Origin of the sequence: Loktanella fryxellensis (assembly GCF_900110065.1) — a bacterium.
Classification (GTDB): domain Bacteria; phylum Pseudomonadota; class Alphaproteobacteria; order Rhodobacterales; family Rhodobacteraceae; genus Loktanella; species Loktanella fryxellensis.
This window is the reverse complement of sequence record NZ_FOCI01000011.1, coordinates 48,969-71,221: the sequence shown is the minus strand read 5'-3', so window position 1 is coordinate 71,221 and position 22,253 is coordinate 48,969. Positions and strand designations below refer to the sequence as shown.

At 63.4% G+C, this 22,253-nt stretch carries 24 protein-coding genes and 1 tRNA gene; 11 read left to right on the top strand and 14 right to left on the bottom strand.

The genetic code is table 11. The features are described 5' to 3' along the window. The first annotated feature begins 82 nt into the window (after window positions 1-82). From BMX16_RS10000 to BMX16_RS09990, 3 genes are all read left to right on the top strand, one after another. Entirely contained in the window at window positions 83-1,474 is a 1,392-nt protein-coding gene (locus BMX16_RS10000; protein WP_089902592.1) for a diguanylate cyclase, read from the top strand. Between the two features lie 554 nt (window positions 1,475-2,028). Beyond that, window positions 2,029-2,418, top strand: a complete 390-nt coding sequence (locus tag BMX16_RS09995; protein WP_089902590.1) for a DUF983 domain-containing protein — start codon at window positions 2,029-2,031, stop codon at window positions 2,416-2,418. Window positions 2,419-2,428: 10 nt separating this feature from the next. Next, window positions 2,429-3,094, top strand: a complete 666-nt coding sequence (locus BMX16_RS09990) for an NUDIX hydrolase (RefSeq protein ID WP_245731467.1) — start codon at window positions 2,429-2,431, stop codon at window positions 3,092-3,094. A gap of 3 nt (window positions 3,095-3,097) precedes the next feature. On the opposite strand, the gene BMX16_RS09985 is transcribed toward BMX16_RS09990, so the two are convergent. Then, the gene (locus tag BMX16_RS09985; protein WP_089902587.1) at window positions 3,098-3,652 is read right to left on the bottom strand and encodes a lipocalin family protein; all 555 of its coding nucleotides are present in this window, start codon (window positions 3,650-3,652) and stop codon (window positions 3,098-3,100) included. Between the two features lie 34 nt (window positions 3,653-3,686). Then, window positions 3,687-4,730, bottom strand: coding sequence for an aldo/keto reductase (locus BMX16_RS09980; RefSeq protein ID WP_089902584.1), 1,044 nt, complete (start codon window positions 4,728-4,730; stop codon window positions 3,687-3,689). A gap of 195 nt (window positions 4,731-4,925) precedes the next feature. On the opposite strand from BMX16_RS09980, the gene metG reads away from it, so the two are divergent. Both metG and BMX16_RS09970 read left to right on the top strand, forming a co-directional pair. Continuing rightward, complete coding sequence (gene metG / locus BMX16_RS09975) at window positions 4,926-6,638, top strand: methionine--tRNA ligase (RefSeq protein WP_089902581.1); 1,713 nt, start codon at window positions 4,926-4,928, stop codon at window positions 6,636-6,638. 118 nt (window positions 6,639-6,756) lie between these two features. Further along, window positions 6,757-7,548 (top strand): lytic murein transglycosylase, encoded by a 792-nt coding sequence (locus BMX16_RS09970; protein ID WP_089902578.1) that lies wholly within the window; start codon window positions 6,757-6,759, stop codon window positions 7,546-7,548. Between the two features lie 78 nt (window positions 7,549-7,626). Here the strand turns inward: BMX16_RS09970 and BMX16_RS09965 are convergent, their stop codons facing one another. Then, window positions 7,627-7,923, bottom strand: a complete 297-nt coding sequence (locus BMX16_RS09965) for a photosystem reaction center subunit H (RefSeq protein WP_089902575.1) — start codon at window positions 7,921-7,923, stop codon at window positions 7,627-7,629. A 391-nt stretch (window positions 7,924-8,314) separates the two neighbouring features. On the opposite strand from BMX16_RS09965, the gene BMX16_RS09960 reads away from it, so the two are divergent. From BMX16_RS09960 to BMX16_RS09950, 3 genes are all read left to right on the top strand, one after another. After that, a tRNA-Arg gene (locus BMX16_RS09960) sits at window positions 8,315-8,391 on the top strand. 103 nt (window positions 8,392-8,494) lie between these two features. Then, window positions 8,495-9,337: a hypothetical protein gene (locus tag BMX16_RS09955; protein ID WP_177174631.1), complete on the top strand. Its 843-nt coding sequence runs from the start codon at window positions 8,495-8,497 to the stop codon at window positions 9,335-9,337. Window positions 9,338-9,602: 265 nt separating this feature from the next. After that, on the top strand, window positions 9,603-10,487 hold the full coding sequence (locus BMX16_RS09950; protein WP_089902572.1) for a hypothetical protein: 885 nt from the start codon (window positions 9,603-9,605) through the stop codon (window positions 10,485-10,487). Here BMX16_RS09950 and BMX16_RS09945 read toward each other — a convergent pair. Then, window positions 10,480-11,418 (bottom strand): DNA-methyltransferase, encoded by a 939-nt coding sequence (locus BMX16_RS09945; protein ID WP_089902569.1) that lies wholly within the window; start codon window positions 11,416-11,418, stop codon window positions 10,480-10,482. The two genes, BMX16_RS09950 and BMX16_RS09945, sit on opposite strands and share 8 nt — an antisense overlap. A gap of 669 nt (window positions 11,419-12,087) precedes the next feature. Here BMX16_RS09945 and BMX16_RS09940 point away from each other — a divergent pair. Both BMX16_RS09940 and BMX16_RS09935 read left to right on the top strand, forming a co-directional pair. Then, on the top strand, window positions 12,088-12,432 hold the full coding sequence (locus BMX16_RS09940) for a hypothetical protein (RefSeq protein WP_089902566.1): 345 nt from the start codon (window positions 12,088-12,090) through the stop codon (window positions 12,430-12,432). 63 nt (window positions 12,433-12,495) lie between these two features. Beyond that, window positions 12,496-13,062, top strand: a complete 567-nt coding sequence (locus BMX16_RS09935) for a hypothetical protein (protein WP_089902563.1) — start codon at window positions 12,496-12,498, stop codon at window positions 13,060-13,062. Window positions 13,063-13,099: 37 nt separating this feature from the next. Here BMX16_RS09935 and BMX16_RS09930 read toward each other — a convergent pair whose 3' ends face one another. From BMX16_RS09930 to BMX16_RS09910, 6 genes are all read right to left on the bottom strand, one after another. Continuing rightward, window positions 13,100-13,459, bottom strand: coding sequence for a hypothetical protein (locus BMX16_RS09930; protein WP_089902560.1), 360 nt, complete (start codon window positions 13,457-13,459; stop codon window positions 13,100-13,102). Beyond that, the gene (locus tag BMX16_RS09925; RefSeq protein WP_089902558.1) at window positions 13,459-13,728 is read right to left on the bottom strand and encodes a hypothetical protein; all 270 of its coding nucleotides are present in this window, start codon (window positions 13,726-13,728) and stop codon (window positions 13,459-13,461) included. The genes BMX16_RS09930 and BMX16_RS09925 overlap by 1 nt, the downstream gene beginning before the upstream one ends. Window position 13,729: 1 nt before the next feature. Continuing rightward, window positions 13,730-14,485: a hypothetical protein gene (locus BMX16_RS09920; protein ID WP_089902555.1), complete on the bottom strand. Its 756-nt coding sequence runs from the start codon at window positions 14,483-14,485 to the stop codon at window positions 13,730-13,732. Window positions 14,486-14,586: 101 nt separating this feature from the next. Further along, window positions 14,587-14,850, bottom strand: coding sequence for a hypothetical protein (locus BMX16_RS17320; RefSeq protein ID WP_143058012.1), 264 nt, complete (start codon window positions 14,848-14,850; stop codon window positions 14,587-14,589). Continuing rightward, window positions 14,850-15,461 carry a hypothetical protein gene (locus BMX16_RS09915; protein ID WP_089902551.1) on the bottom strand — a complete coding sequence of 204 codons (612 nt, stop codon included), beginning with the start codon at window positions 15,459-15,461 and terminating at the stop codon, window positions 14,850-14,852. Before BMX16_RS09915 ends, BMX16_RS17320 begins: the two co-directional genes overlap by 1 nt. Next, window positions 15,454-16,122 (bottom strand): recombinase family protein, encoded by a 669-nt coding sequence (locus tag BMX16_RS09910; RefSeq protein ID WP_245731465.1) that lies wholly within the window; start codon window positions 16,120-16,122, stop codon window positions 15,454-15,456. Before BMX16_RS09910 ends, BMX16_RS09915 begins: the two co-directional genes overlap by 8 nt. On the opposite strand from BMX16_RS09910, the gene BMX16_RS09905 reads away from it, so the two are divergent. Next, on the top strand, window positions 16,109-16,513 hold the full coding sequence (locus tag BMX16_RS09905) for a hypothetical protein (protein WP_089902545.1): 405 nt from the start codon (window positions 16,109-16,111) through the stop codon (window positions 16,511-16,513). The two genes, BMX16_RS09910 and BMX16_RS09905, sit on opposite strands and share 14 nt — an antisense overlap. 68 nt (window positions 16,514-16,581) lie before the next feature. Here BMX16_RS09905 and BMX16_RS09900 read toward each other — a convergent pair whose 3' ends face one another. The 4 genes from BMX16_RS09900 to BMX16_RS09885 all read right to left on the bottom strand — a co-directional run bounded on the left by BMX16_RS09900 (window position 16,582) and on the right by BMX16_RS09885 (window position 22,213). Beyond that, window positions 16,582-17,424 (bottom strand): hypothetical protein, encoded by an 843-nt coding sequence (locus tag BMX16_RS09900; protein ID WP_089902542.1) that lies wholly within the window; start codon window positions 17,422-17,424, stop codon window positions 16,582-16,584. Window positions 17,425-18,029: 605 nt separating this feature from the next. Next, the gene (locus BMX16_RS09895) at window positions 18,030-20,411 is read right to left on the bottom strand and encodes a DNA primase family protein (protein WP_143058011.1); all 2,382 of its coding nucleotides are present in this window, start codon (window positions 20,409-20,411) and stop codon (window positions 18,030-18,032) included. 146 nt (window positions 20,412-20,557) lie between these two features. After that, entirely contained in the window at window positions 20,558-20,815 is a 258-nt protein-coding gene (locus BMX16_RS09890) for a helix-turn-helix transcriptional regulator (protein ID WP_089902536.1), read from the bottom strand. A 174-nt stretch (window positions 20,816-20,989) separates the two neighbouring features. Beyond that, on the bottom strand, window positions 20,990-22,213 hold the full coding sequence (locus BMX16_RS09885; RefSeq protein ID WP_089902533.1) for a tyrosine-type recombinase/integrase: 1,224 nt from the start codon (window positions 22,211-22,213) through the stop codon (window positions 20,990-20,992). Between the last annotated feature and the right edge of the window lie 40 nt (window positions 22,214-22,253).

Below are 22,253 nucleotides of genomic sequence, written 5' to 3'. Positions count from 1 at the left end.
TTTCCTGACGATGAACACTTTTTTAAGGGTTCTTGTGCAATGTCACCGTGCGATGGTGAAACCGTCAGGTAGGGATTGCAAGATGTCTGGCAGAATACTGATCGTTGATGGCGTATCGACCAACCGGATCGTGCTGCGGGTCAAGATGCTGGCGGCCCGCTATGACGTCGATGCCGTGGCAACCTGCGCAGAGGCATTTGGAGTGATCGCCCGTGCGGCGCCTGACCTGATCCTGATCAACCTGACCGATCTCGTCTCCGACGGGTATGCCTTTTGCCGGGCGCTGCGTGAAAATCCGGTTCTGGCGAATATCGCGATCGTCTCGGTCGGCGTGCTCGACACCAGCGCCGCACGGTTCCTCGCCCTTGATGCGGGTGCGGACGACGTATTGCCCCGGCCGATCAGCGATGCCCTGCTGCTGGCCCGCGTGCGCAGCCTGATGCGTCGCCGGAACATGTCGCGCGAACTGCAGATGCGCGACGGCACCAACCGCAACTTCGGGTTCGAGGATACCCGCCCCCGCCGCATCACGCCGGACCGCATCACGTTGCTGTCCGACGATCCGGTCAGCGCACGCCGACTGATCACCGGGATCGAGGCGGACCTGCACGCGTCGACGCGCATCGTCGCGTCCGATTCGGCACTGATCGACGCCGTCGACATGCCGAAGACCGACATGTTCATTATCGACGCCCATGCCGCCGACATCACGGACGGGCAGTTGTTCCGTCTGGTGGCCGACCTGCGCGCGCGCGAAACCACGCGATTGGCCAGCCAGATGATCCTGCTGCCCCGCGACAAGAGCGACGTGGCCGCCATGCTGCTGGATCTGGGCAGCGACGACGTCGTCATCGGAGAGGTGGGGCCTGCCGAACTGGTGCTGCGCACACGGTCGCTGCTGCGGCACAAACACGACCAGGACCGGTTGCGCGACACCCTGCGCCACGGCCTTCACGCGGCGATGACCGATGCGCTGACGGGTCTGTACAATCGTCGCTATGCCGAAACCCATCTGCGCCGGATGGCCGAACAGGCGCACGCGGTCGGCGGACGCTATGCGCTGATGATGATCGACATCGATCATTTCAAGCGGATCAACGACGGCTATGGCCATGCAGCGGGCGACCGTGTCCTGTGCGAGCTTGCGGACCGGTTGAAGCAGAACTTCCGCCCAGAGGATCTGGTGGCCCGCATCGGCGGCGAGGAATTCCTGATCGCCATGCCGCGCACGACCCTGCCGGAGGCAAAGGCAGCGGCCCAGCGGCTGCGCCGTCTGGTGAACATCAGACCCTTCGCCCTGGGCAGTGGCCACGGCGACATGCATGTCACCGTCTCGGTCGGGGTGGCCGTCGATGCGATCGACCCGGACCAGATCACGACGCTCGGCGACATGTTCAAACATGCGGATGCGGCCCTCTACCATGCCAAGGCGAACGGCCGGGACGGCATCGCCTTCAGCCAGTCTGCCGCCTGAGACGCCGGGCGACGGGTTGCCGGCAGTCCCCCGCCGACCTGCGCCCGTCCGCCTGCCAGTAAGGCAAGGCACTGCGTGACCCGTCCACCCAGAGCCAACCCTGCCCGATGGGCGGGTCACGTCGCCTGCGCTGCGGGTCACGGCGCCTGCTATCAGTATGGCAGGTTATGCCGCCTGCTGGGGGGTCGCGCTGCCTGTTATCCGGCTGGCGGGTCGCGCCTCCTGCTCTCTCGTCCGTCCACTTCGCAGCATTGCCGTCACTTCCGCGCCGCGACACGTGCAGATAAACCAGATTGCCTGACCGGCCGGATTCGCGGCATTCAAATGCCGAAACCTCATACCAAATGCAGCGGCACGATTACGGGCGGCACCCTGCGATCAGCCAGCCCCACATGCAACCCGGCACTCCCCCGACCGCAGGTGCGACGCAGCCCCGCGCCGGTGGCGTGTCCGCGCACACGCTCGGCGCAGCCTGCGCGTCACATGCGCGCAATGGCGATCGCCCCTTTCAATTCAAACCGGGAACAGCCATCTGGTAAAACTGAGGAGCGACCATGTCAGATACCCGGATCACGCAGGCCACCCGCAGTTCCAAGACCGCCATGTGGCGCGGCTTCCGCCGGCGGTGCCCCAACTGCGGCGAAGGCCACATGTTCACCAGCTTCCTGAAGGTCGTGGACAGGTGCCCGGTCTGTCAGGAAAGCCTGTCGGGGCACCGCGCGGACGACGGGCCGGCCTATCTGACCATCCTTATCGTGGGGCACCTGCTGGCGCCCATCCTGATCTACAGTTTTGTCGAATATCGCCCCGACCCGCTGGTGCTGGCGACAGCCTTCACCATCGGAACGGTGGGCTTGTCGCTGTTCCTGCTGCCGCGCCTCAAGGGATTGGTGGTCGGCATCCAGTGGGCGAACGGGATGCACGGATTTGCCAGTCCCGATTGATCCACAAGGCGTGCCGATCAGGGATGCCGCGACGGTCATCGTGATCCGGCGTGACGGTGCACCCTCGGTCCTGATGGGCCAGCGCGGCGCGTCCGCCGCATTCATGCCGGGCAAGTTCGTCTTTCCGGGCGGTGCCACCGATCCCGGCGATGCCCACGTGCCCTTGGCCGACCTGCCAGCGGCACAGGCGGACGCGCTGTCGCGCGACAGCCGCCAGCCACCCCATGCCATCGCCGCCGCAGCGATCCGCGAGTTGTGGGAGGAGACGGGCCAAATGCTGGCGCGTCCCGCCCCCTGGCCCGATGCGCCCATCGGCTGGCACGGCTTCGCCGCAGCCGGTCATGTCCCCAGTGCGCGGGGTCTGCGCTATTTCTTTCGCGCCGTGACGCCGCCGGGGCGCACACGCCGCTTCGACGCGCGGTTCCTGCTGGCCGAGGCGTCGGACCTGATCACCGACCCCGACGACTTCAGCCATGCCGAGGACGAGTTGTCCTTGCTGCAATGGGTTCCACTGGCGGACGCGCGGACGTTGGACCTGCCCTTCATCACCACCGTCGTGCTGGCCGAACTGATGGCGCATCTGGCCGACCCGGAGGCGCCGCTGACCATCCCGTTCTTCCGCAACGACGACGAGGCGCATCTGGTCGCCCGCCTTGGCGGTCGCGGCCCGCTCTGACGCCTACTGCCCGACCATCACCAGACGGCTCAGGTCGTAGCCGTTGAATTCCAGCACGTCGCGCGCCGCCGCAAGCCGATCGGCGGGGATCTGGGGATCGCGGTTCAGGATCCAGCCGGACCGCCCATCCGGCGCGCCCACCACGGCGGTGCGATAGCCTTCGTCGATCCACAGCACCCAGTAATCGGCGGCGAACGGCACCGTGTCGAACCGCACGGTCAGCCGCCCCGGCCCGACCACCTCGGCGCGGCCTTCAATCGTGCTGCGCACGTTGCCGTCCGGCGTGCGGCAGGTGTTCAGCACGGACAGCCCGCCATCCGGCAGCGGCGCATATTCCGCCGTCACGCCGACGCAGCCCGTCTCGAACGGCACCGGATAGCGCGCGACCTCGTACCACGTACCCGCATAGCGGCCCGCGTCGAAGTTCAGCGCCGACCCGATGGGCACGCTGCGGTCGCGGTAGACCTCCAGCAGACCGCCCACCGGCTCTCCCGGTTGGGGTTTCGCGCAGGCGCTCAGCAGGGCCAGCAGGGCAAGGGTCGCAAGTCGTGCGCGCATGGAATCGTCCTTTTTCGTAAGGTGGGGGTGCCCCTCAATAGGGCATCGGATGCGCCTTGTGGGCGGCGTCGATCTCGGCCACCACCTCCTCCGACAGCACCAGGTCGCGCCCGGCCAGGATCTGCGCCAGCTGGTCCGCCGTGGTCGCGCCGAAGATCGCGCTGACCGCAAAGGGTCGCGTCGCTTGCCACGCCATCGCCATGTGCACCGGGTCGATGTCGTGGCGCGCCGCGATGTCGAGATAGGCCTGCACGGCGTCGAATGCGCGGTCGGTCTTGCGCCCGCCCAGATCGCCGTTCAGCGACATGCGGCTGGCGGCAGGCACGGCGCCGTCCTGATACTTGCCCGTCAGCAGGCCGGCGGCGAGGGGCGAATAGGACAGCAGCGTGACATCCTCGTTCACCATCACCTCGCTCAGGTCGGTGTCAATGATCCGGCACAGCGGCGAATATTCGTTCTGGATCGCGGCCATGCGTGGCAGGCCGTGCTGTTCGGCCACATCGCACCATTTCGTGGTGCCCCAAGCCGTCTCGTTCGACAGGCCGACGGCGCGGATCTTGCCCGCCTTCACCGCCGCATCGAGGGCCGTCAGCACCTCGTGCATGTGGTCCAGCGTCGTGGTCCGGTCCTGCGCCGAAGGGTCGTAGCCCCAGTTGCTGCGAAACGCCCATGACCCGCGGTCGGGCCAGTGCAACTGGTAGAGGTCGATCATATCGGTCTGCAACCGGCGCAGCGATGCGTCGATGGCGTCACCGATGTTGGCCCCGGTGTATCCCGCACCGTCGCGCACGAAACCGCCGTTCGGCCCCGACACCTTGGTGGCCAGCACCCAGTCGGCGCGCCGCCCGGATTTCGCGAACCACGCACCGAGGATCTCTTCGGACCGGCCAGCGGTTTCCCTGGACACCGGGTTCACCGGATACATCTCGGCGCAGTCCATGAACGTCAGGCCCGCGTCCAGCGCCATGTCGATCTGGCGGTGCGCGTCACCGGACGGCGTCTGGTTGCCGAAGGTCATGGTGCCAAGGCACCAGTCCGTCACCGCGATGTCGGTGCGGCCGAGGGTGATCGTCTGCATGGGCTGGTCCTGTGCTGCGGGTCTGCGGGGGTCTGCGGGGACTTGGGGGGCCAGGGGTCTTGGGGACTTGGGGTCTTGGGGTCTCGGGGTCTGGGCCATGACCTAGCCCGCGCCCCTTGCCGGGGACAAGCCCTCCCCTTTCATTGCGGCGGGTGCGGCGCTAGAAGCAGCGCCAAGCAACAGAAAGCAACGCGCATGGCCCGCCATCTGATCACCTCCGCCATCCCCTACATCAACGGGATCAAGCATCTGGGCAACCTCGTGGGCAGCCAGCTGCCTGCCGACCTCTATGCGCGTTACCTGCGCGGGCGCGGGCACGAAGTGCTGTTCCTGTGCGCGACGGACGAACACGGCACGCCCGCCGAACTCGCCGCCGCAAAGGCGGGCCAGCCGGTCGCAGACTATTGCGCCGCGATGCACGACGTGCAGGCCGACATCGCCCAGCGATTCGGTCTGTCGTTCGACCATTTCGGACGATCCTCCAGCCCGCAGAACCACAGGCTGACGCAATACTTTGCCGGACGGCTTAACGATCAGGGGCTGATCCGCGAAGTGACCGAGGATCAGGTCTATTCCGTCACCGACGCCCGCTTCCTGCCAGACCGCTACATCGAGGGGACCTGCCCCAACTGCGGGTTCACCGATGCACGCGGCGACCAGTGCGACAACTGCACCAAGCAGCTCGACCCCACCGACCTGATCGACCCGCGCTCCACCATCTCGGGGGCGACGGATCTGGAGGTGCGGACAACCAAGCACCTCTACCTCGAACAGTCGCGGCTGAAAGGACAGTTGGCGGACTGGATCGACAGCAAGACCGACTGGCCGATCCTGACAACCTCTATCGCCAAGAAGTGGCTGAACGACGGTGACGGGTTGCAGGATCGCGGCATCACCCGCGACCTCGACTGGGGCATCCCGGTGCGCGACGGCGACGCGGACTGGCCGGGCATGGAAGGCAAGGTGTTCTACGTCTGGTTCGACGCGCCCATCGAATACATCGCCTGCGCGCAGGAATGGGTCGATGCCGGCAAAGGTGCCAATTGGGAATCCTGGTGGCGCACGGACAAGGGTGCCGCCGACGTGCGCTATACCCAGTTCATGGGAAAGGACAACGTGCCGTTCCACACCCTGTCGTTCCCCGCGACCATCATGGGCGCCGACGACGGCTGGAAGCTTGTCGACTACATCAAGTCGTTCAACTACCTCAACTACGACGGCGGCCAGTTCTCGACCTCTCGCGGGCGCGGCGTGTTCATGGATCAGGCGCTGGAGATCCTGCCCTCCGACACGTGGCGCTGGTGGCTGCTGAGCCATGCGCCGGAAACATCGGACGCCGAATTCACGTGGACCGCCTTCGTGCAGGACGTGAACAAGGATCTGGCCGACGTGCTGGGCAACTTCGTCAGCCGCATCACAAAGTTCTGCCGCTCGAAATTCGGCGACGCCGTGCCCGCAGGCGGCACTGAGGGTCCGGCAGAGGCCGCGCTGATCGCCGACCTGACCGCCCGCGTCGCGGCCTATGCCGCGCACATGGACGCGATCGAGGTGCGCAAGGCGGCCGCGGAACTGCGCGCGATCTGGGTCGCGGGCAACGAATACCTGCAATCGACCGCGCCCTGGACCACGTTCAAGACCGACCCCGATGCCGCCGCCGTGCAGGTGCGCATGGGTCTGAACCTGATCCGCCTCTATGGCGTGCTGTCCGCCCCCTTCATCCCCGACGCCAGCGCCGCGATGCTGGACGCCGTGGGGGCGACCGATGCGGGCTGGCCCGACGATGTGGCCGCCGCCCTGCACGCGCTGCCCGCAGGGCACGCGTTCACGGTGCCGGACAACCTGTTCACCAAGATCACCGACGATCAGCGTGACGACTGGGCGGCGCGATTCGCCGGTGTGCGGACCTGACACGGACCCGCAAGGACCCTGCTGGTAAGGCCCTGCGCCGCTCTGACGCAGCTGTTATTGGATAACGGGCGTGTCGTGCTAGTATCTGCGCCAACATTGACCCTTTGAAAGCCTTCACATGCGCCGCCTTGCCCTGACTGCCATCTTCACACTCTCCACCGGCGCTGCCGCAGCTGCCACCTGCGGCGACACCGCCAGCGGGTTCGACGCCTGGAAACAGGCCTTCGCCGCCGAGGCGCAGGCCAGCGGCGTGGGCGCCCGCGGGCTGGAGGCGCTGGCCGCCACCCAATACGCCAGCCGTACCATTGAGGCCGACCGCAACCAGCGGTCCTTCCGCTATGAGCTGGACGAGTTCCTGCGCATCCGTGGTGCGGACACGATCGTCAGTCAGGGCCGCAGCAAGATCGCAAACAACCCCAACTTTTACGGCACGCTGGAACAGCGCTACGGCGTGCCGCCGTCGGTGATCGTGGCGATCTGGGGCATGGAAACCGGCTTCGGCAACTTCATGGGCGACAGCAACGTGCTCAGCGCGATCACCACGCTGGCCTATGACTGCCGCCGCTCCGACTTCTTCACGCCGCATGCGATGGCCGCGCTGCAGCTGGTGGACAGCGGCAGCCTGTCGTCCGCCACCATCGGCGCCATGCACGGCGAGGTCGGCCATACCCAGTTCCTGCCGGGCAACGTCGGCATCTACGGCGTGGACGGCAACGGCGACGGCGTGGTCGATCTGACCGACGACGTCGACGCGCTGGCATCGACCGCGAATTTCCTGCGTCAAAAGGGCTGGCAGCCCGGTGCAGGTTTTCAGGAAGGCGAGCCGAACTTTGCCGTGATCGAACAGTGGAACGCCGCAACCGTCTATCAGCGCGCGATCGCCGTCATGGCTGGCCAGATCGACGGCTGATATCTCCGCGTGGGATATGCAAAGGCCGGCCTCCTTGCGGGGGCCGGCCTTTGTCGTTTTCAGCGCTGTCGGAGCAGATCAGTGATGATGCTCGGGCAGATCCGTCAGCTGGTCCTTGGTCATGGGCGAAGTGGCATGCACGTCGCCATTCTCGTCCCGCATGAAGTTCAGGCGCGACACGTCCAGTGCGACCGGCTTGGCACCCAGGCCGAGGAAGCCGCCCACGTCGACGATGACCTGTGCGTTGGCACCGACGCCATGCAGGTGTGCCACGGTGCCGATCTTGCTGTCATCGGGGCCATAGACGACGGCGCCATCGATGGTGGCTTCGGTCAGTTCGTCGGCACGCAGGGGGATATGCTTGGAATGGTCCATGTGAAGGCTCGCTTTCGTATGTGTTTCCATTGGCCTACCAACACGCGGATTGCGGCGTCTGTTCCCGGCGATGTGCCGTGTCCGCCATTGCCGTGACCGGCTGGCACGTTTCAGCCGGTTTCACGCGCCCGGACCGGACCATTCCTGCCGAGCGGGAAAATTCCACGGAACAAACGCATTCCGGGCACCACGTCCGCTGCGACGCGACGCCGGTCATTGCCACGCCAAGGCGGTGATCGTAAGACGGACGCGCCGGTCCCGTAGCTCAACCGGATAGAGCACCTGACTTCTAAGTCCCCGCTCTGGGGGGGAATAAAGACGTAAAAACAACTGGTTAGGGAAGCGGCAGCGCCTTGCAAACCGTTTTCCGAACCGCTATTAGAGGAATCACGGTCCCGTAGCTCAACTGGATAGAGCACCTGACTTCTAATCAGGATGTTGGGGGTTCGATTCCTCCCGGGATCGCCACCACCTTCTTAAGTCAGCTAGTTAAGAAGCGGCAGGTCGTTAACTTATATGGTCTTTTAACTGATGTGTGGGTATTATCACACCATACCGAGGAAAGCCAAAATTGTCAGCGCCAGAACCCAGAAAGCAAAAAGCGTCACGCGCTCTTCTTCATCGCCTGTTTGGAGATGCCGCGAACGTCTGGGTGATCCACTATTCATGTGAGAGCTTTTACGAAAGGAAGGATGGTCGCTCGCCTAGAATCACATCTATCGCGATCAGGAAGCTGGACGCAGGCCAAACTGTCTCTTTCTCAATCCATCAGGTTGCAGAACTGGGCGGGATAGACCTGACGGGCATTACCGCACAGTATGACGCGCTGGAGCGCAAGATGCTTGACGCCTACTTTGCCCATATTGGCAGTCACCGTGGGATGAAATACCTCCACTGGAATATGCGAGATATCAACTACGGTTTCGCTGCGATTGAGCACAGGTATCGCGTCCTCGGCGGTCAGCCATATGTCATCTCGGACGACAACAAGTTTGACCTAGCACGGCTGTTGATCGACATTTACGGCGTTGGATACACTGGTCACCCTCGGCTTACCACGATCCTTGAGAAGAACCGGGTCGATCCACGTGACTTCTTGAATGGGGCTTCAGAAGCAGAAGCATTCGAACAACAGAACTATGTTGGGCTGCATCAGTCAACCCTGCGGAAGGTTGATGTTCTCGCGAATATCGCGGGCCGCGCCTACGACCGTTCTTTGAAGACAAACACTAGTTGGTGGGAAATGCACGGAGGCACCCTGCGCACATTCCTCAACTTTGCGGCTGAAAATCGTCCATTTCAGCTGATCGCAGGTCTGGCAAGCATTATCGGGCTTGCTATCACTTTCAACCCGGGGCTGCCCGGCTCAGTCTTGGCAGCAATCAAACTTGCAGGGGGTCTAACCCAGCCCTAGGGCCGTCAGCCTTACTCGGCGGCCAAGCCAAGCGATCCTGTGTTTCAGGCTTGAGGTCCAGCGTCTGGCCTGCCGATAGTGCGGTATAGACCTATGACAGCCGGGCGTCCCGATCTAGGAAGCGGAAAGCAGATGCAGCAAGGTATTCCGCGCTGAGCTTTGAGACTACCCGTCCTACGTGACTGACGGAAAACAGTAGGGCTTGCTGCAGCGCCACCAAAGTGAGAATCTGCCGAGGAACAGCAACAACCCGAGTAGTGCTATCATGGCCTTTATCATTGAAAACTTACGACTGAAAGAACTTGCAATCGTTGCGGAGCTAAACCGGCCCGCATTTGAATATTTTGTTCAATTTGTTCAGGCAGCAGGTTATCCGTCACTACAGGCTTTTGTATTAGAAGGAGACGAGGCAAAGGCAAGGGCGGTGATTCTTCGCTTCATTCAAACGCCTCTGCCGAAAGGTGTTGAGCTTTTCGACGGCATTGCTCGCCCCTATTTGCCTCAGAAGGCTAAGTGGCTCCTCCTCGGCTGGGTGTTCCGTGATGCGCCAGAACAGCGATTGAGGCCGATGGTTGCCTCAATGCCGGGACGGAACACGGCAGAAAAACAGGCCTACCTGCTAAACCAATTGCGCGCATTCGCAGGCACGATTTTTCCAGAGGCGGCACGTTGGGATTGGACTGCCGTTTCAGAAGTTGTGATCGACCGCCTTGAAGGGAGCCGTCGCGCGATTAAGGGCACTCTGTTCGAGGCTATTGTTCGACGCAATCTTGAGAAGATATTTGCAACTAAGACCTTAAAACTGGAAATCGGAAAGACGGAAATCAGGTTGGGTGGAGAGACTTATGACGTGAGCGTGGTTGGTAGTAGAGGGCAAATCCTGATTCCAGTAAAAACGCGTGAAACGATGGGTGGAGGGCATGCCCTCCTATTTACGCGCGACATCCACAAGTCGATAGCCGTCGCGCATGAATCTGGATTCGATTGTCTACCAGTAATTATCGCAGAAAGCTGGGCGGGTGATCTGACGACCCTCTCTTGCAAGGATCACGTCTACATCAATCGCAACCCGAACCAAATCGCCGAAGTTGAACCGCTCCTTACAATCGAACTCGAAAGAAGACTGTCCGCGTTTCAGTCGATCATGTGATGAGGCGACGCTGCGCCATCTCGCAATAGTCACGGTTCAGGTCGATGCCAACGAAACGGCGGCTATTGTTTAGAGCGACGAGGCCAGTCGTGCCAGAGCCAAAGAAAGGGTCGAGCACGAGGCCACCGCGAGGGCTACCAGCCAGCACACAAGGTTCGATTAGCTTAACTGGAAAAACGGCAAAGTGCGCCTCGCGGAATTTCCCAAGCGGCACAGACCAGACCGTGCGCTTATTTCGCCCGAGCGGATGAAACGCTTGATCCCATCGCGCGTCGTGAAGGTTCGAATTTCCGCCGTTCTTTCCGGCCTCTGGCGTGCTGCCCCTCTTGCCAAGGTGATTCCGGCCCCCTCGCATCTTGCTATTCTCCGAGAATGTGACGTGCGGCTCCCGGATTGCGTCTGCGTCGTAGTAGTAGTCCTTCGACTTGCTGAACATGAATAGATACTCGTGATCAGTCGTCGGCCTCGTTTTTACAGAATGTGGCATCGCGTTGGGCTTGTGCCAGATGACGTCCGAGCGAAGGGTCCAGCCGTCGTCAACGAGTGCTAGGGCAACGCGCCAAGGCATCCCGATTAACGCGCCGTCTCGATACTTGTCGCCCAAGTTGAGCCACAAGGTGCCATCGTCGCGCAACGCCTCGCGAACGTGCCTAAACACTGTGACAAGGCGTTCGATGTAGAGAGTGGGCGTCATTTCCGACCCGACCTGCCCTTCCACCTCGTAGTCGCGCTGTCCGAAGTAGGGCGGGCTGGTAACGACCGTGTTGAACGCGCTCTTGGGGCTGCGCGCGAGAACGTCGGCTGCATCGCCATTAATGATAAAGTTTGCTGCCGTCCAATCAACCGATAAAAGGTCGTCCTCGCAGATTACCTGCGTTGTCCGCGCGGCTTGAAACAAGGATTCAGATTGATCGACGGGAACGTGCTTCATAAAATCTCGATGCAGGGTTGAAGTGTGGACATACTATATGCGCTACAAATCGATTGAACCGCAACTAGTCAAGAGTCTCTGCCCGCGCGCTGAAAGGTGGGCAGGCACCGAATTGACCGCCCATCGGGCGGCGGAACCGACTGGATCACGGCGAGACCGGAATATGGGTGTGACGTTCATGGGGCTCCTGGAGTGTGAACAAAGTGTGAACTTATCCCCAGTCTAGCGCCCGCCCCCAGCGCAAGTCTAGACTTATCCCCGGCCCAGACAGGGGAAAATTCCATTACACAACAACAGCTTGACGCGCGCAAATGTGGGCGCGTCACGCGTCAACGCGGCGAGGGATTGACAAAGTGTTGGAATTATGGGCCGGAGCTTCGGCGGGGACCGCACGATTTTTCTACGATCAGTGGGATAAACATTTCTGGACAGGTGCCCGAATCAGCCCCATATATGAAGGAGGTGGGCCAGACTGGCACGCGGTCGATTAAATCCCTGTTGAAGGGGAGCCCTGCTTGGGTTCGGCTAGGCCCTCATTGCGGACGTTAAGACCATCCGCGAACCGACACGATGAAGCGTAACCCCCGGGGGCGCTGACGTGTCGGTATGTCAGTGCGCCCGCGTGGCCCGTCTCCGACCGTCAGCGCTCCACAATGGAGACTTATAGTTATGAAGATGCACAAGGCTGAGGCTGCGGAGCTGCGCAAGGCGCGCCGGACGATGGACCAGCTTGAGGAAATGTCTGAATACAACTGGGGCTACTGCATCGGGATGGAAGGCCTGATGTGGCACTTCGGGAAGCTGATCCCCGAACAGGTGCGGCTGCACCTGACCCTCGGCAACCGCCACCACAAGGTGCTGCCCCCGGTTCTGGAAGCCGTCGCCCGATGGGCAGACCATCATTCGGTGGAACACGGCGACCCGGAAAACCAGCATGTAGCGGAGGCGCTGGACGCGCTGAAACAGGCGGCGATCCATGCCGCAAAGGTCGTGGCCGATCACCACGCCGCCTGACCCCTTGCGCCGTCCGGCGCGGTGTCGGGCGGCGCTCCCCCCAAATCATGAAAGGAAAACCCGATGGGTGAATTGATTAACGTGGGTGACTACCGCCTGCTTGCAGCGCAGCGCGCCGTTGCGCGGCTGATCGCTGAAGTCAAGGTCGCACCAGAGGCGTCTGAAGGCACCGGCCACCGCCCGCTTGCTCTGGCCGCATTGGAGGTCGCCGCACTTGCGATTGAGGCGATGGCCGATGAAGGGTGCTGGCCCCTGCCGGAGGCGGCGGTCATCATGGGCGAAGCACTGGCCGACCTTGCAGACAGCGAGCCGGAGGACGGGTCCAACACCATCTGGGTTCCGGCGAAGGCGCTGGCGCGGGCTGGCATGGCGGATCAGGACAGTCCTGATCCCGACTTCGGGATGGTGGCGGATGCGATCAGCGAGGTTGTGCAGCGCAGCACGGGCGATGATTCAGACCGCAACGGACCTTGGAACGCACCGACCTTCTGGCAGACGAATGCCCATGACCCGTCGCAGGCAGACGTGATCCTGAAGATTGCGCCCATCGTGGCCGAAGTGGCGGCAGACCTTGCCCTCGGCAGGCAGATGACCCGCAACCCGCTTGATGCGATCAGAGCCGTGATCTGACGCCAAACCCGGCCCGGCGTGACAGCCGGGCCGGGTCCTAATGCACCGCCGCGCCTTCGGCCTGCGACAGGGCGGCGGCGGTGTTGTAAAATCCATAGGCGATGAGCGCCCGGCGGCTGAAACGGTCAGCGCTGGTAATATGGACGTGAGCAGGGTGTCGCCTTGCATCGCAAAACACCGTTCGGTTGCCCAGACGATACACCAAGAAACCGCAAAGCCCGGCGAGCTCAGCCAGTGGCACATCATAACACCGGGCGAACCGCCAGATCATGGCGTTGGTGGGCCAGCCGTCCTCTGACACCTCCGCCGCAAAAGTCAGCAATGCCTCGTGAGCCAGCCGCAATTCGGGGCTGAACAAGAGGTCGTAACCGTCGATCAGGTCTTGGCTGGTGACCATCACCGCCCCCGCCGTGGGCCGCTGTAAGCCGCGCCGACCACGTTGCCCTCAATCAGGCAGTTGACGAAACCGCCTTGCGCCACTGCCGCGACCTGCACGACAGTATAGCCCGCGAAGGGCGTGTTCAGGTCCGGGCAGAGCGTGTGAGCGGCGGCGATAGCGGCGGCGGGGTTGGCCGCGTCAATCAATGCGGCCTCAATGGCGGCGGTGTTGTGCATCGCGTCACCGGCGGTTCCGGCGGGGCGGTAGATCAGGTAGAGAATTGCCATGTCAGGTTTCCTTCTTGTTGTTCAGGGCCAGCTTGACCCGGTCAATGGGGTTCACGCGCCGCTGTTCAAATTCGCGGTTCCGCACGATGGCGCGCTGGGCTGCATTGCGGATGGCGTTGATGGCGTCCTGGACGGCTTTCGTCTCCGGCCCAACCAGCTTTTCCGCAAGCTCCGCCGCATTGAACGGACGGTCCTTGCGAGGCATCCGGTCTAGGATGCTGACCAAAGCCGCGCCCAAAACCTTGTTGCCGGTTGCGGCCGCATGGACGGCCATATTGCGCAACTCGACAGGCCCCGCGCCTTCGATCTGGTGAATGAAATTTGTGCGCTCGACCGATCCAAGTCCGGCCCGCGACAAGACGGTGACAGGCGATGCCCAAAGGGCAGCGGTGGTGGCGAGAGAGTCAGCGCTTGCGACCAATTCCCTGACGGCCAACCAACGCGCATCGGAACTGTTTTTCTGCACTTCGGTGCGCGCGGCGGCTTGCGCCTTGACAACTGCCGCTTCCACATCGCGGCGGGGGAAGTTGGCATCTGCAAGGCTCCGGCCCACCTCAGCGGCGCGGGCGGCGGGTCCGGCCTCCAGCGTGTCGATCAACGCGGCGAACTTCGCCGCGCGCTTGGCTGCTACTTCGGCCAATGAAATCACTTCGGCGGTCGCAAGCGCCGGGGTGTTGCTGAATGGGATTGCGGGGGTGGTGTCCACATCGCGCGACTTGGGGTCAGGCGGGGTGAACGGAAAGGCTGGTTGAGCCATGGGGCGCTCCTTGCGCTATGGGCCAACCGCCATTGGTGGCCCTACGCCGGAACTATACCTTGGGTTGCGTGGTCGCGCCTAATGGCGTTTATTGTTGTCGCTCACCAATAAGCAACTCTGGGCTCTCCCAACTCCCAACTTTTCGTCTTGCGAATCTTAAACGAGCTTTCGGGCAGATATTCCTCTGGATCGGAGGTTACAGAGGTGATGGCATATCCGACAATCACAGGCGATGCGTCCGTCACGAGGGCGATGACAGTCCTTGTTTGTCCGACTGGGGTGAATGACGGCTCTGCAATGGCGCTGAAACCCATACGGGAGAGGAGCCTGGCGGCATTTTTGAAAACCTCAAGCCGTGTTTCCATCAATCGCCCCGCCGGATACGGGGGCCGGGGAAAGGTGCGATGGTGGTGCCTGATGGGATTGGGCGGCTGGGCTCCGGTTCGGGGTCTGGGGATGGCTCTGGGGGGGCGATTGAATGGCCCGGATAGAGCGCGGCGGCGGGTCGTTCGGTTGGGGTCACGTCGATCATGTTGCCCTCCGCCGCCTTCTGGGCAAGGTATTGCTCCACCGTCATGTCTGCGGGCACGACAAGGACGCCCCCGGTGTTGACGCTGACTTTGACCTCAAGGGGCTCCCCCTCCCGGTATCCGTGGCGGGTCTTCAGCAAGAACAGGTTGGCGACCACATTGCCATCGTCTGCGAGGATGCGCAGGTTGCGGGTCAAGGCGTCATGCTCGACAGCAAGCCCGCGCTGATAGGCTTCATCCACTTCCGGCTGGCGCTGGCGCACAAGCCGAAGGGTATCAATGTTCATCCGCAGAGCCTTGGCGATGGTGGTCAGGCTGCACCCCCGGGCCGACAACTCCTCCACGATCTTCAAACCCTTGGCCCCCACTTTGTAAGAGGAGCGCCCGACGCCCCCCTTGCCGGGTCCGGTCAGCCGCACGGGCAGGTTGTCGATTGGGTCAGACATTGGCCATCTCCTGACAAACACGCTGGACAAGGCCCTTGCCGCAGCGCAATTCCTTGGCGATGCGGTCCATGCCCACTTTCTGGACGCGCAAGGCCCGGATGGCATCGGTGAGCCCATCCGACGCGGGCGGGCGGCCACAGTGAACCCCCTTCGCCCTTGCATGGGCCAGCCCGGCCTTGGTGCGTTCCACGATCATCGCCCGTTCAAACTCGGCAAAGACACCCGACATTTGCAGGAGAGCCCGGCCCGCCGGGGTGGACGTGTCCAAGGCCTGTTGTTCAAGGAACAGGTCCACCTTGAGGGCGCGCAAGGTTTCAAAGATGTCCACGAGGTCGCGCAAAGATCGCCCAAGGCGCGATACGTCCCATGCCATCACCACGTCAAACTTCCGACGCGCCGCGTCTGCCATCATAGCGTCCAGCGCCGGGCGGGAGCGCTTGGCCCCGCTGGCCGTCTCAGTATAGGTCTGGACTATCTCCCAGCCCGCCCGCGCCGCCACCTCCCGGAGGCGCAGAAGTTGGTTCTCGGTGTTCTGGTCGGCGGTGCTGACCCGGGCATAGATCGCGGCTCTTCTTTGCATCAGTTTCTCCTTGAGAATTTTAGCACTATTTGCTATAGTTAGAGAATGAAGAGAAAAGGAGATTCGAATGAGCAGAACCATCGCTATTTCTACATCGGTGTTCGCAGTCATCTGGGCGCAAAGGTTGCCCGGCGAAGAAACGGAGGATGCGATCCTGAGTAGGTTGTTGAAGTGCGATCCCCAAGAAGCGCCGCACGAAGCCAAAGAGGACAGCGGCGCGGGCCTGAGAGACGGACGAAGTGGGGTACATTTCACAGAAGGATTTGAAATCCAGAGGACCTATAAGGGCAAGCAGTACAAGGCGACTGTGGCAGAAGGGGATTGGAAGCGGTCGGACAACGGACAGCGGTTCCCGACAATCAACCAACTCAACCGGTCGATAGTTGAAGGCAACGAAAACGTCTGGAATGGCAACTGGAAGTATCTCGCGCAAGACGGGACTGCCCGCTCTATTGCTGAACTCCGCCAATAGCGCAGGAGAGGGGCCTTTGGTCTGGTCGGCGGTGCTGTCCAGACTACGGATCGCGGCGCGGTGGGTCATCATTCGGCCCCCGGCGGAAGCGGGTCGCCAAAGACCAACAGGTTCATCTTGTCAGCGACGGTGATGTGCGGTCCCCCGATATGCGGGACCGGTTCTTTCATGCCTTCGGGCAACACGATGTGATAGACCGCAAACACCTGCGACGGGTCGTATCCATCGGCAAGGTTCTGGGCCAACAGTGCCGCCCGCTCCGCCTCTGAATTGTCGTCAGGGTGGGTATCGCCTTTGAAGGTCCCCATCCCAGCGTAATCGGTCGCAAGCCAGCGCTGGTATCCATTTTCGTGTGTGGTCCTGATACCGTAACCCTTGATCGCGCCCATATCCCAAGACAGACCCGACTTGATGGTGCTGTCCTGCCAAGGGTGAAGCGCCTCCCTCAATTCGGCCATGGATGCGCCGCCGGAGCGGAACAGCAGATCAACGAGGATAGCTTGCTTGGTCCCGGCCTTGCAGGCTTTCGCCTCCGCCTTCGGGGCGATTGTGATGCCCTTGCTGCGGCGCTGGGCTTTCGGCTGGGCCTTGCCCAGGGTCTGGGCGACGGGCTGGGGCGCGGGCGCGGCGGGCACCTCTGCCACAGGAGCGGCAGCGGACAGTGCAACGAGGTTTGTCCAGATGCGGCGGGCGGCAACGTCGCGGGTCGCAAAGCGCTTCACGGGCGGGATGCCCAAAGCGGTCGCAGTGAGCGCAAAAAGGGTGATGGCAACTGGCCCGGTCAATTCGGACAGGTGGTCTGCGGACAACGCCAAGAGGTTGTCGTTCGCATCTGCAAAGGCGGTGGCGACATCGGCGGTCGGGTGCAGGGCGTAAGCGCCGCTTGCGGTGATGGTGGCGAAGGTCGTCATGGCGTGCTCCATTTCTAAGGTTGGCTGCACACAACTATAGGTTGTATCCAGTGATGGAACATAGCGTGAACGACATCCAGTCGTCTATAGCAAACCACCCCAGAACCGACCGAAAACGGGGTTGCCGGGAGGGGGTGCGGGACCGCCCATAAACGTGGGGTGCGGCGGTGCTGGCGCGGGTGGGGCTTTCGGGGTGGCCCGAACCACAACAAGATTGGCCGGGTCTTGCTGTCGGGCGGTGGATGGTCTTTTAGCGACACGCAGAGCGCGCAAATTGGTGACTTCACCACCCCGGCACCGCACCTCCCTGCCCAAGGGCAACCGCAGGAGCGGTCCGGGGTCCGGTCTGGGATAGGTCCGGGTTCGGTCCGGGGTCGCATTCCGCTAACCCCTATCCCCGCCACGCTATTCCGCGTCCGGTCCGGGCGGTCCGGGTTATCTCCTACATAACGCGGGGAAAGAAAGAGAGAGGGAACAGGGGGGAGACGGAGGAAGGGCAGATGTAGACCACAATAGGGGGCAACCCGGACCGCCCGGACCGCCCCCGCTAAGTGTTTGTTATCTTGGGCGATGGCCCGGGTGGAACCCGGACCGGGACCCCGGACCTAGAACGGCGGTTCTGCATCCGTGGGCCGGAACCCCACATCAGGGCGCAGGCGGATGCCCCCGAAGGACGGGACGCGCGTCCCGCCCCCGTCGCGTGGCTTCACGTCCCGAACCCCGCCCTCCATCGCACTGTAGAGGTCGCGCGCGAAGGTGTTGGAGCTCCCCACGAAGTCGTGCCCGATCCGCTCCCGGTGCCACGCCCGGAATGCGGTGAACAGGTGGTCCTTCGCAACCCGGTGGCCGCCCCCGACCTCGCACCATTCGCGCACGAAGGCCGGGATGGGCGACGCAAGGTCAGTCATCTGCAAGGCCACGTCGCGCCCGCCTTCGGGCTGGGTGATCCGGCCATTCGCCCGGACGCGCCGCCACCCCTCCATCGCCCAGTTGAGGATTCCCGGAAGCTCCCCGATCAGGGCCGGGGTCAGGCCGCTGTCCTCCCGCCCGAAGAAGGACTGCCGCATGGGCAGCACGATGAAGCGCGACACCAGCGCACCCGACCTGTCAGCGAACTTCGGCACCTCGTTGGTCATCACGACAAACCGCGCCCGGAGCGTCACCTCCATCGCAGACCTGTGCTTGCGGTTCACGCTGACCCGGTCCTCCCCCGTGATCCGCAAGAGGTTCTCCGCCACCGCCGCTTCATCGGTGCGGCTGGACAACCGCATGTCGGAGACAATCGCAAGCTGCTTTGCCAGCAGGGGTTCAAGCCCGAAGTCGCTGCGCCCAAGGCTGTTCAGGGACGGTGCGACGGTGTTGGCCTCCCCCACTAGCTTGCCCATGATGCGCCCGATGGTGCCCTTGCCGGAGCGCTTCGGGCCGGGGATCAACAGCGCCTTCTGTAGGCTGGTGTCCGGGGTCAGCAGGTAGCCCATGAACTCCTGCAAGGCGGCAATGCAGTCGGCTTCATCCGCGCCCGGCCAGACCTCTTTCAGGAACGCCAGCCAGCGCACCGGGGCGGGCGCGGCGGGGTCGTGGGCGAAGTCCAGCGCATTGCGCGTGAACAACTCCGGCGTGGCAGGCAGCAGGTCGCCAGACGGCAGGTGCAGGAGGCCGGAGCGGGTCGGCAGCAGGTCCAGCGGGTCAGGCCGGGCCCGCCCGTCCAGCCAGCGCGGCGGTTCCACCCGCGACGGCGGCAGGTGCGACACCGCCTTCAGGGCGTCCAGCGCGGCGGACACGGCACCCGGGGTCGGCACGAAGGGGCGCACCTCCTTGTCCCTCTCCATCCGGCACGTTTCAAGGAAGGCCCAAGCCTCCGCCCGGATGGTTGCCTCAGTCAGGCCGATGTAGGCCGCGCCGTCCCAGTCAAGGAACTCCTCATGGTGGTGGAGGAGGCGCGGGCGGCGGGCGTCACGCAATGCCCGTGCCCAGTGCATCGGCGCGCCCGTCACGACAGGCCCGGGCCGGGGCTGGCGCTCCAAGGCCCGCTGGACCTGCCGCCGGGCGTAGCTCTCCGGCTTGGGCTGTTCCAAGACGTGCGCGCTCACCCCGAAGTCACGGTCAAGGATCACGGCCAGCATGTCGTCGTCAGACACATCGGCCCGGATCAGGTCGCACAAGACATGCAGCACGAGGTTGGAGCGGTCAGCCTCCCACTTCCCCGGGTTGTCGGGGTCCAGCCCCTGCACGATCAGCTTCTTGGTGTGGTCGGACACGCCCCGGAGGTCGTCAAGGCTGTTCAGTCGACCGACAGGCCCCGCCAAGGCCACACGCCCCGCCACCGGAGCGCCACCGCCTGCCACCTTCACCGCGCCGCCCGCCTTCGGGTCGGACACGGGCGGGAAGGCCAGCAGGTCATGTGCCGACGCATCCGCCCGCACGACGCGCGCCAAGCGCCCGCCGGGCTTGCGGTTCACCGTGCCGGGAAGCCGACAGACGCGCTCAAGGTTGTGGCAGGCATCCGCCCCGAAGGCCAACTCAAGCCCCCGGTTCCGGTCCTCCACCGACGCCCGCGCTGCGTCCCATGCAGGGTCATCGGCGGGCGGCATCACCACGGGTTGCGACAGACGCCAGAGCCCCCAGAAGCCGCGCCCGCTGTCGATGATGACAGTCGGCGGCGGGACGCCCTTGGGCAGGTCGGTGGTCAGCAAGCCCAACAGCCGCGCCCGTTCAAGGTCAAGCTCCTCTCCGGCCCGGGGGTCAAGGTCCACCCAGAGCCACCCGACACTTGCCACGTCCTCTTTCTTGGCCTTGTCGCCTTGCCAGCCCGCCCGGAGCGCTGCAATCGACACATATGTGTTCAGGGTCCGGTTCTGGGCAATCGCCCATCCCGCCGCGCCACCCTCCGAACCGGGCGCAAACACCTTCCCGGTGAAGCCCTTCTCCCGCTTGGCGCTGACGTGCCACGGGCCTTCGGAATGGATCAGCCGGAGCGCCGCGCGCACGGCCTCCTTTGACGACAACAAGCCTTCGCCCTCGCCCGTGCCGTCAATCCCCGCTATATTCGGGGCGTCAGTGTCACTGGCAAGGGTAACAAAGTCTCCTGCGCCCCCGGTCCCCAGCCGGGGGCGTTCCCCGTTCTGGCCCCCGCTCATTCCGTCACCTCGCCCGCTTCCATGAAGGCGCGCACGTCTGAGGTGCGGTAACGGACATTGTTCCCGATCTTGATGTAGGGGGGGCCGGAGCGGTCAGCCCGGCGGGCTTCCAACCACTTCGGCGAGAAGCCCGTCATCTGCGTGACCTGATCGGCAGACAGGTATTCGGGCGTGATCGGAAACCGCACCCGAGGGAGGGCTTCAATCACGCGCGCCGCAACAACAGCGGCAAGCTCATCAATGCATTCAATCATCTGGCATCACCAGTCCAGACCGCTAACGGGCGATCAGATTGGTGACAGGCTCATCACTGGGTCAGCCCGCGCCATTTGTTTGCTGGCGCTCCCCGCGAGTGGCACACCCCAGCCAGCCACCGCAGATACATAGTCAATGCATCATCATAGATCAGGCGGGGCACAAAAGAAACCCTAAGTTGCCCCGGCAACAACAATCTGCGGCTCAATCAGCGCCGCCAGCGCCGCCGTCATCCGCTCTTGGTCGGCAAGCAGGGTGTCGAACAGCGCCCGCTCGTGGATATAGACGCCATCAATCCCCGGCACGGTATGGTCCAGCAACAGCCGGGCGTTCACCTTGTCGATGCCCGCGCGCTGGGCAACGGTGCGGTAGGTGTGGCGCAGGATGTGCCCAGTCTCAGACGGCAACGCCTTTTCGCGCCAGACCTGCGTTGCGATCACCTCAAAGGTCTTGGTGGACCGCGACGGGAACAGCCACGGCGCGCCCGGGAACAGCACGTCACCGACAGCCATCGCGCGCCGAACGACGCCCAGCATTCGGTCGGACAAGGGCAGGTCAAAGGAGCGGCCCGACTTCATCCGGGGGATAGAGATGGCCTTGGCATCAAGGTTGATCCATTCGCGGCGGAGCCCGACAAGGGTGCCGGGGCGCAGGCCCGACAACAGGCCCAACTCGTGCATGTCGCGGCGGAGCGGGTTGGTGATGGCGCAAATCTTCTTCCACCATCCCGCAAGATCATCAGGCATCAAAACCTTATTGCTGGCCCGTTCCTTGTTAAAGGTCACGGCCTCCACCGGATTGCCGGGCAAGGCGTCAGGATCATCGACCACCTTCAAGGCGAAATTGTAGGCGGCGCGAAAGTCGCGCATGGCCTTGTTGGCCGTGGTCGCACCGTGGTTGACCGTGATCCGGCGGTGTTCTTCGCGCGCCGCGCTCCGCTTAATGTCGGTCACTGGCAGGTCGCACCACTTGGGCAGGTATCGGTCCAGCCGATCCATCATGTCGATGATGCTGCGCTCCACACAATCGCGGGTCCGCATGTCGGCCCCGTATTCCTCATACATGCGCTGGACGGTCCAAGCGCCTGCATCAGCCGAAGGATCGGCGGGCGGGGCGTTCGGGTCAATCCCACGCTTGATGAGGTCCAGCATCGCCGTGGCCTTGCTGCGGGCATCGTCCAGCGTCATCTCCTCGGTTCCGCCCAAAGTGTGGCGCACCGTCTTGACCAGCTTTTTGCGCCCGCGCTGGCCCTGCCAGAGGTCGCGCTGAATCTTGTAAGACTTTCCGGTCTTGTTCACCGCGACCATGAGGCCTGTCACCTTGGCATCACGCACGATACTGGGCGCGCCCTCATATTTCAGGGCCTTCACCGCCGCTTCCGTCAACTTCTCTGGCATCCCGCATTCCCTTTACGAACCGTGTGGAGCGCTGCCTGCG

Excerpts from the sequence above, each read along its gene's own strand:
- BMX16_RS10000 (WP_089902592.1), top strand. The coding sequence starts at position 83 with ATGTCTGGCAGAATACTGATCGTTGATGGCGTATCGACCAACCGGATC.
- BMX16_RS09995 (WP_089902590.1), top strand. The coding sequence starts at position 2,029 with ATGTCAGATACCCGGATCACGCAGGCCACCCGCAGTTCCAAGACCGCC.
- BMX16_RS09985 (WP_089902587.1), bottom strand. The coding sequence starts at position 3,652 with ATGCGCGCACGACTTGCGACCCTTGCCCTGCTGGCCCTGCTGAGCGCC.
- BMX16_RS09980 (WP_089902584.1), bottom strand. The coding sequence starts at position 4,730 with ATGCAGACGATCACCCTCGGCCGCACCGACATCGCGGTGACGGACTGG.
- metG (WP_089902581.1), top strand. The coding sequence starts at position 4,926 with ATGGCCCGCCATCTGATCACCTCCGCCATCCCCTACATCAACGGGATC.
- BMX16_RS09970 (WP_089902578.1), top strand. The coding sequence starts at position 6,757 with ATGCGCCGCCTTGCCCTGACTGCCATCTTCACACTCTCCACCGGCGCT.
- BMX16_RS09965 (WP_089902575.1), bottom strand. The coding sequence starts at position 7,923 with ATGGACCATTCCAAGCATATCCCCCTGCGTGCCGACGAACTGACCGAA.
- BMX16_RS09950 (WP_089902572.1), top strand. The coding sequence starts at position 9,603 with ATGGCCTTTATCATTGAAAACTTACGACTGAAAGAACTTGCAATCGTT.
- BMX16_RS09945 (WP_089902569.1), bottom strand. The coding sequence starts at position 11,418 with ATGAAGCACGTTCCCGTCGATCAATCTGAATCCTTGTTTCAAGCCGCG.
- BMX16_RS09940 (WP_089902566.1), top strand. The coding sequence starts at position 12,088 with ATGAAGATGCACAAGGCTGAGGCTGCGGAGCTGCGCAAGGCGCGCCGG.
- BMX16_RS09935 (WP_089902563.1), top strand. The coding sequence starts at position 12,496 with ATGGGTGAATTGATTAACGTGGGTGACTACCGCCTGCTTGCAGCGCAG.
- BMX16_RS09930 (WP_089902560.1), bottom strand. The coding sequence starts at position 13,459 with ATGGTCACCAGCCAAGACCTGATCGACGGTTACGACCTCTTGTTCAGC.
- BMX16_RS09925 (WP_089902558.1), bottom strand. The coding sequence starts at position 13,728 with ATGGCAATTCTCTACCTGATCTACCGCCCCGCCGGAACCGCCGGTGAC.
- BMX16_RS09920 (WP_089902555.1), bottom strand. The coding sequence starts at position 14,485 with ATGGCTCAACCAGCCTTTCCGTTCACCCCGCCTGACCCCAAGTCGCGC.
- BMX16_RS17320 (WP_143058012.1), bottom strand. The coding sequence starts at position 14,850 with ATGGAAACACGGCTTGAGGTTTTCAAAAATGCCGCCAGGCTCCTCTCC.
- BMX16_RS09915 (WP_089902551.1), bottom strand. The coding sequence starts at position 15,461 with ATGTCTGACCCAATCGACAACCTGCCCGTGCGGCTGACCGGACCCGGC.
- BMX16_RS09905 (WP_089902545.1), top strand. The coding sequence starts at position 16,109 with ATGAGCAGAACCATCGCTATTTCTACATCGGTGTTCGCAGTCATCTGG.
- BMX16_RS09910 (WP_245731465.1), bottom strand. The coding sequence starts at position 16,122 with ATGGTTCTGCTCATTCGAATCTCCTTTTCTCTTCATTCTCTAACTATA.
- BMX16_RS09900 (WP_089902542.1), bottom strand. The coding sequence starts at position 17,424 with ATGACGACCTTCGCCACCATCACCGCAAGCGGCGCTTACGCCCTGCAC.
- BMX16_RS09890 (WP_089902536.1), bottom strand. The coding sequence starts at position 20,815 with ATGATTGAATGCATTGATGAGCTTGCCGCTGTTGTTGCGGCGCGCGTG.
- BMX16_RS09885 (WP_089902533.1), bottom strand. The coding sequence starts at position 22,213 with ATGCCAGAGAAGTTGACGGAAGCGGCGGTGAAGGCCCTGAAATATGAG.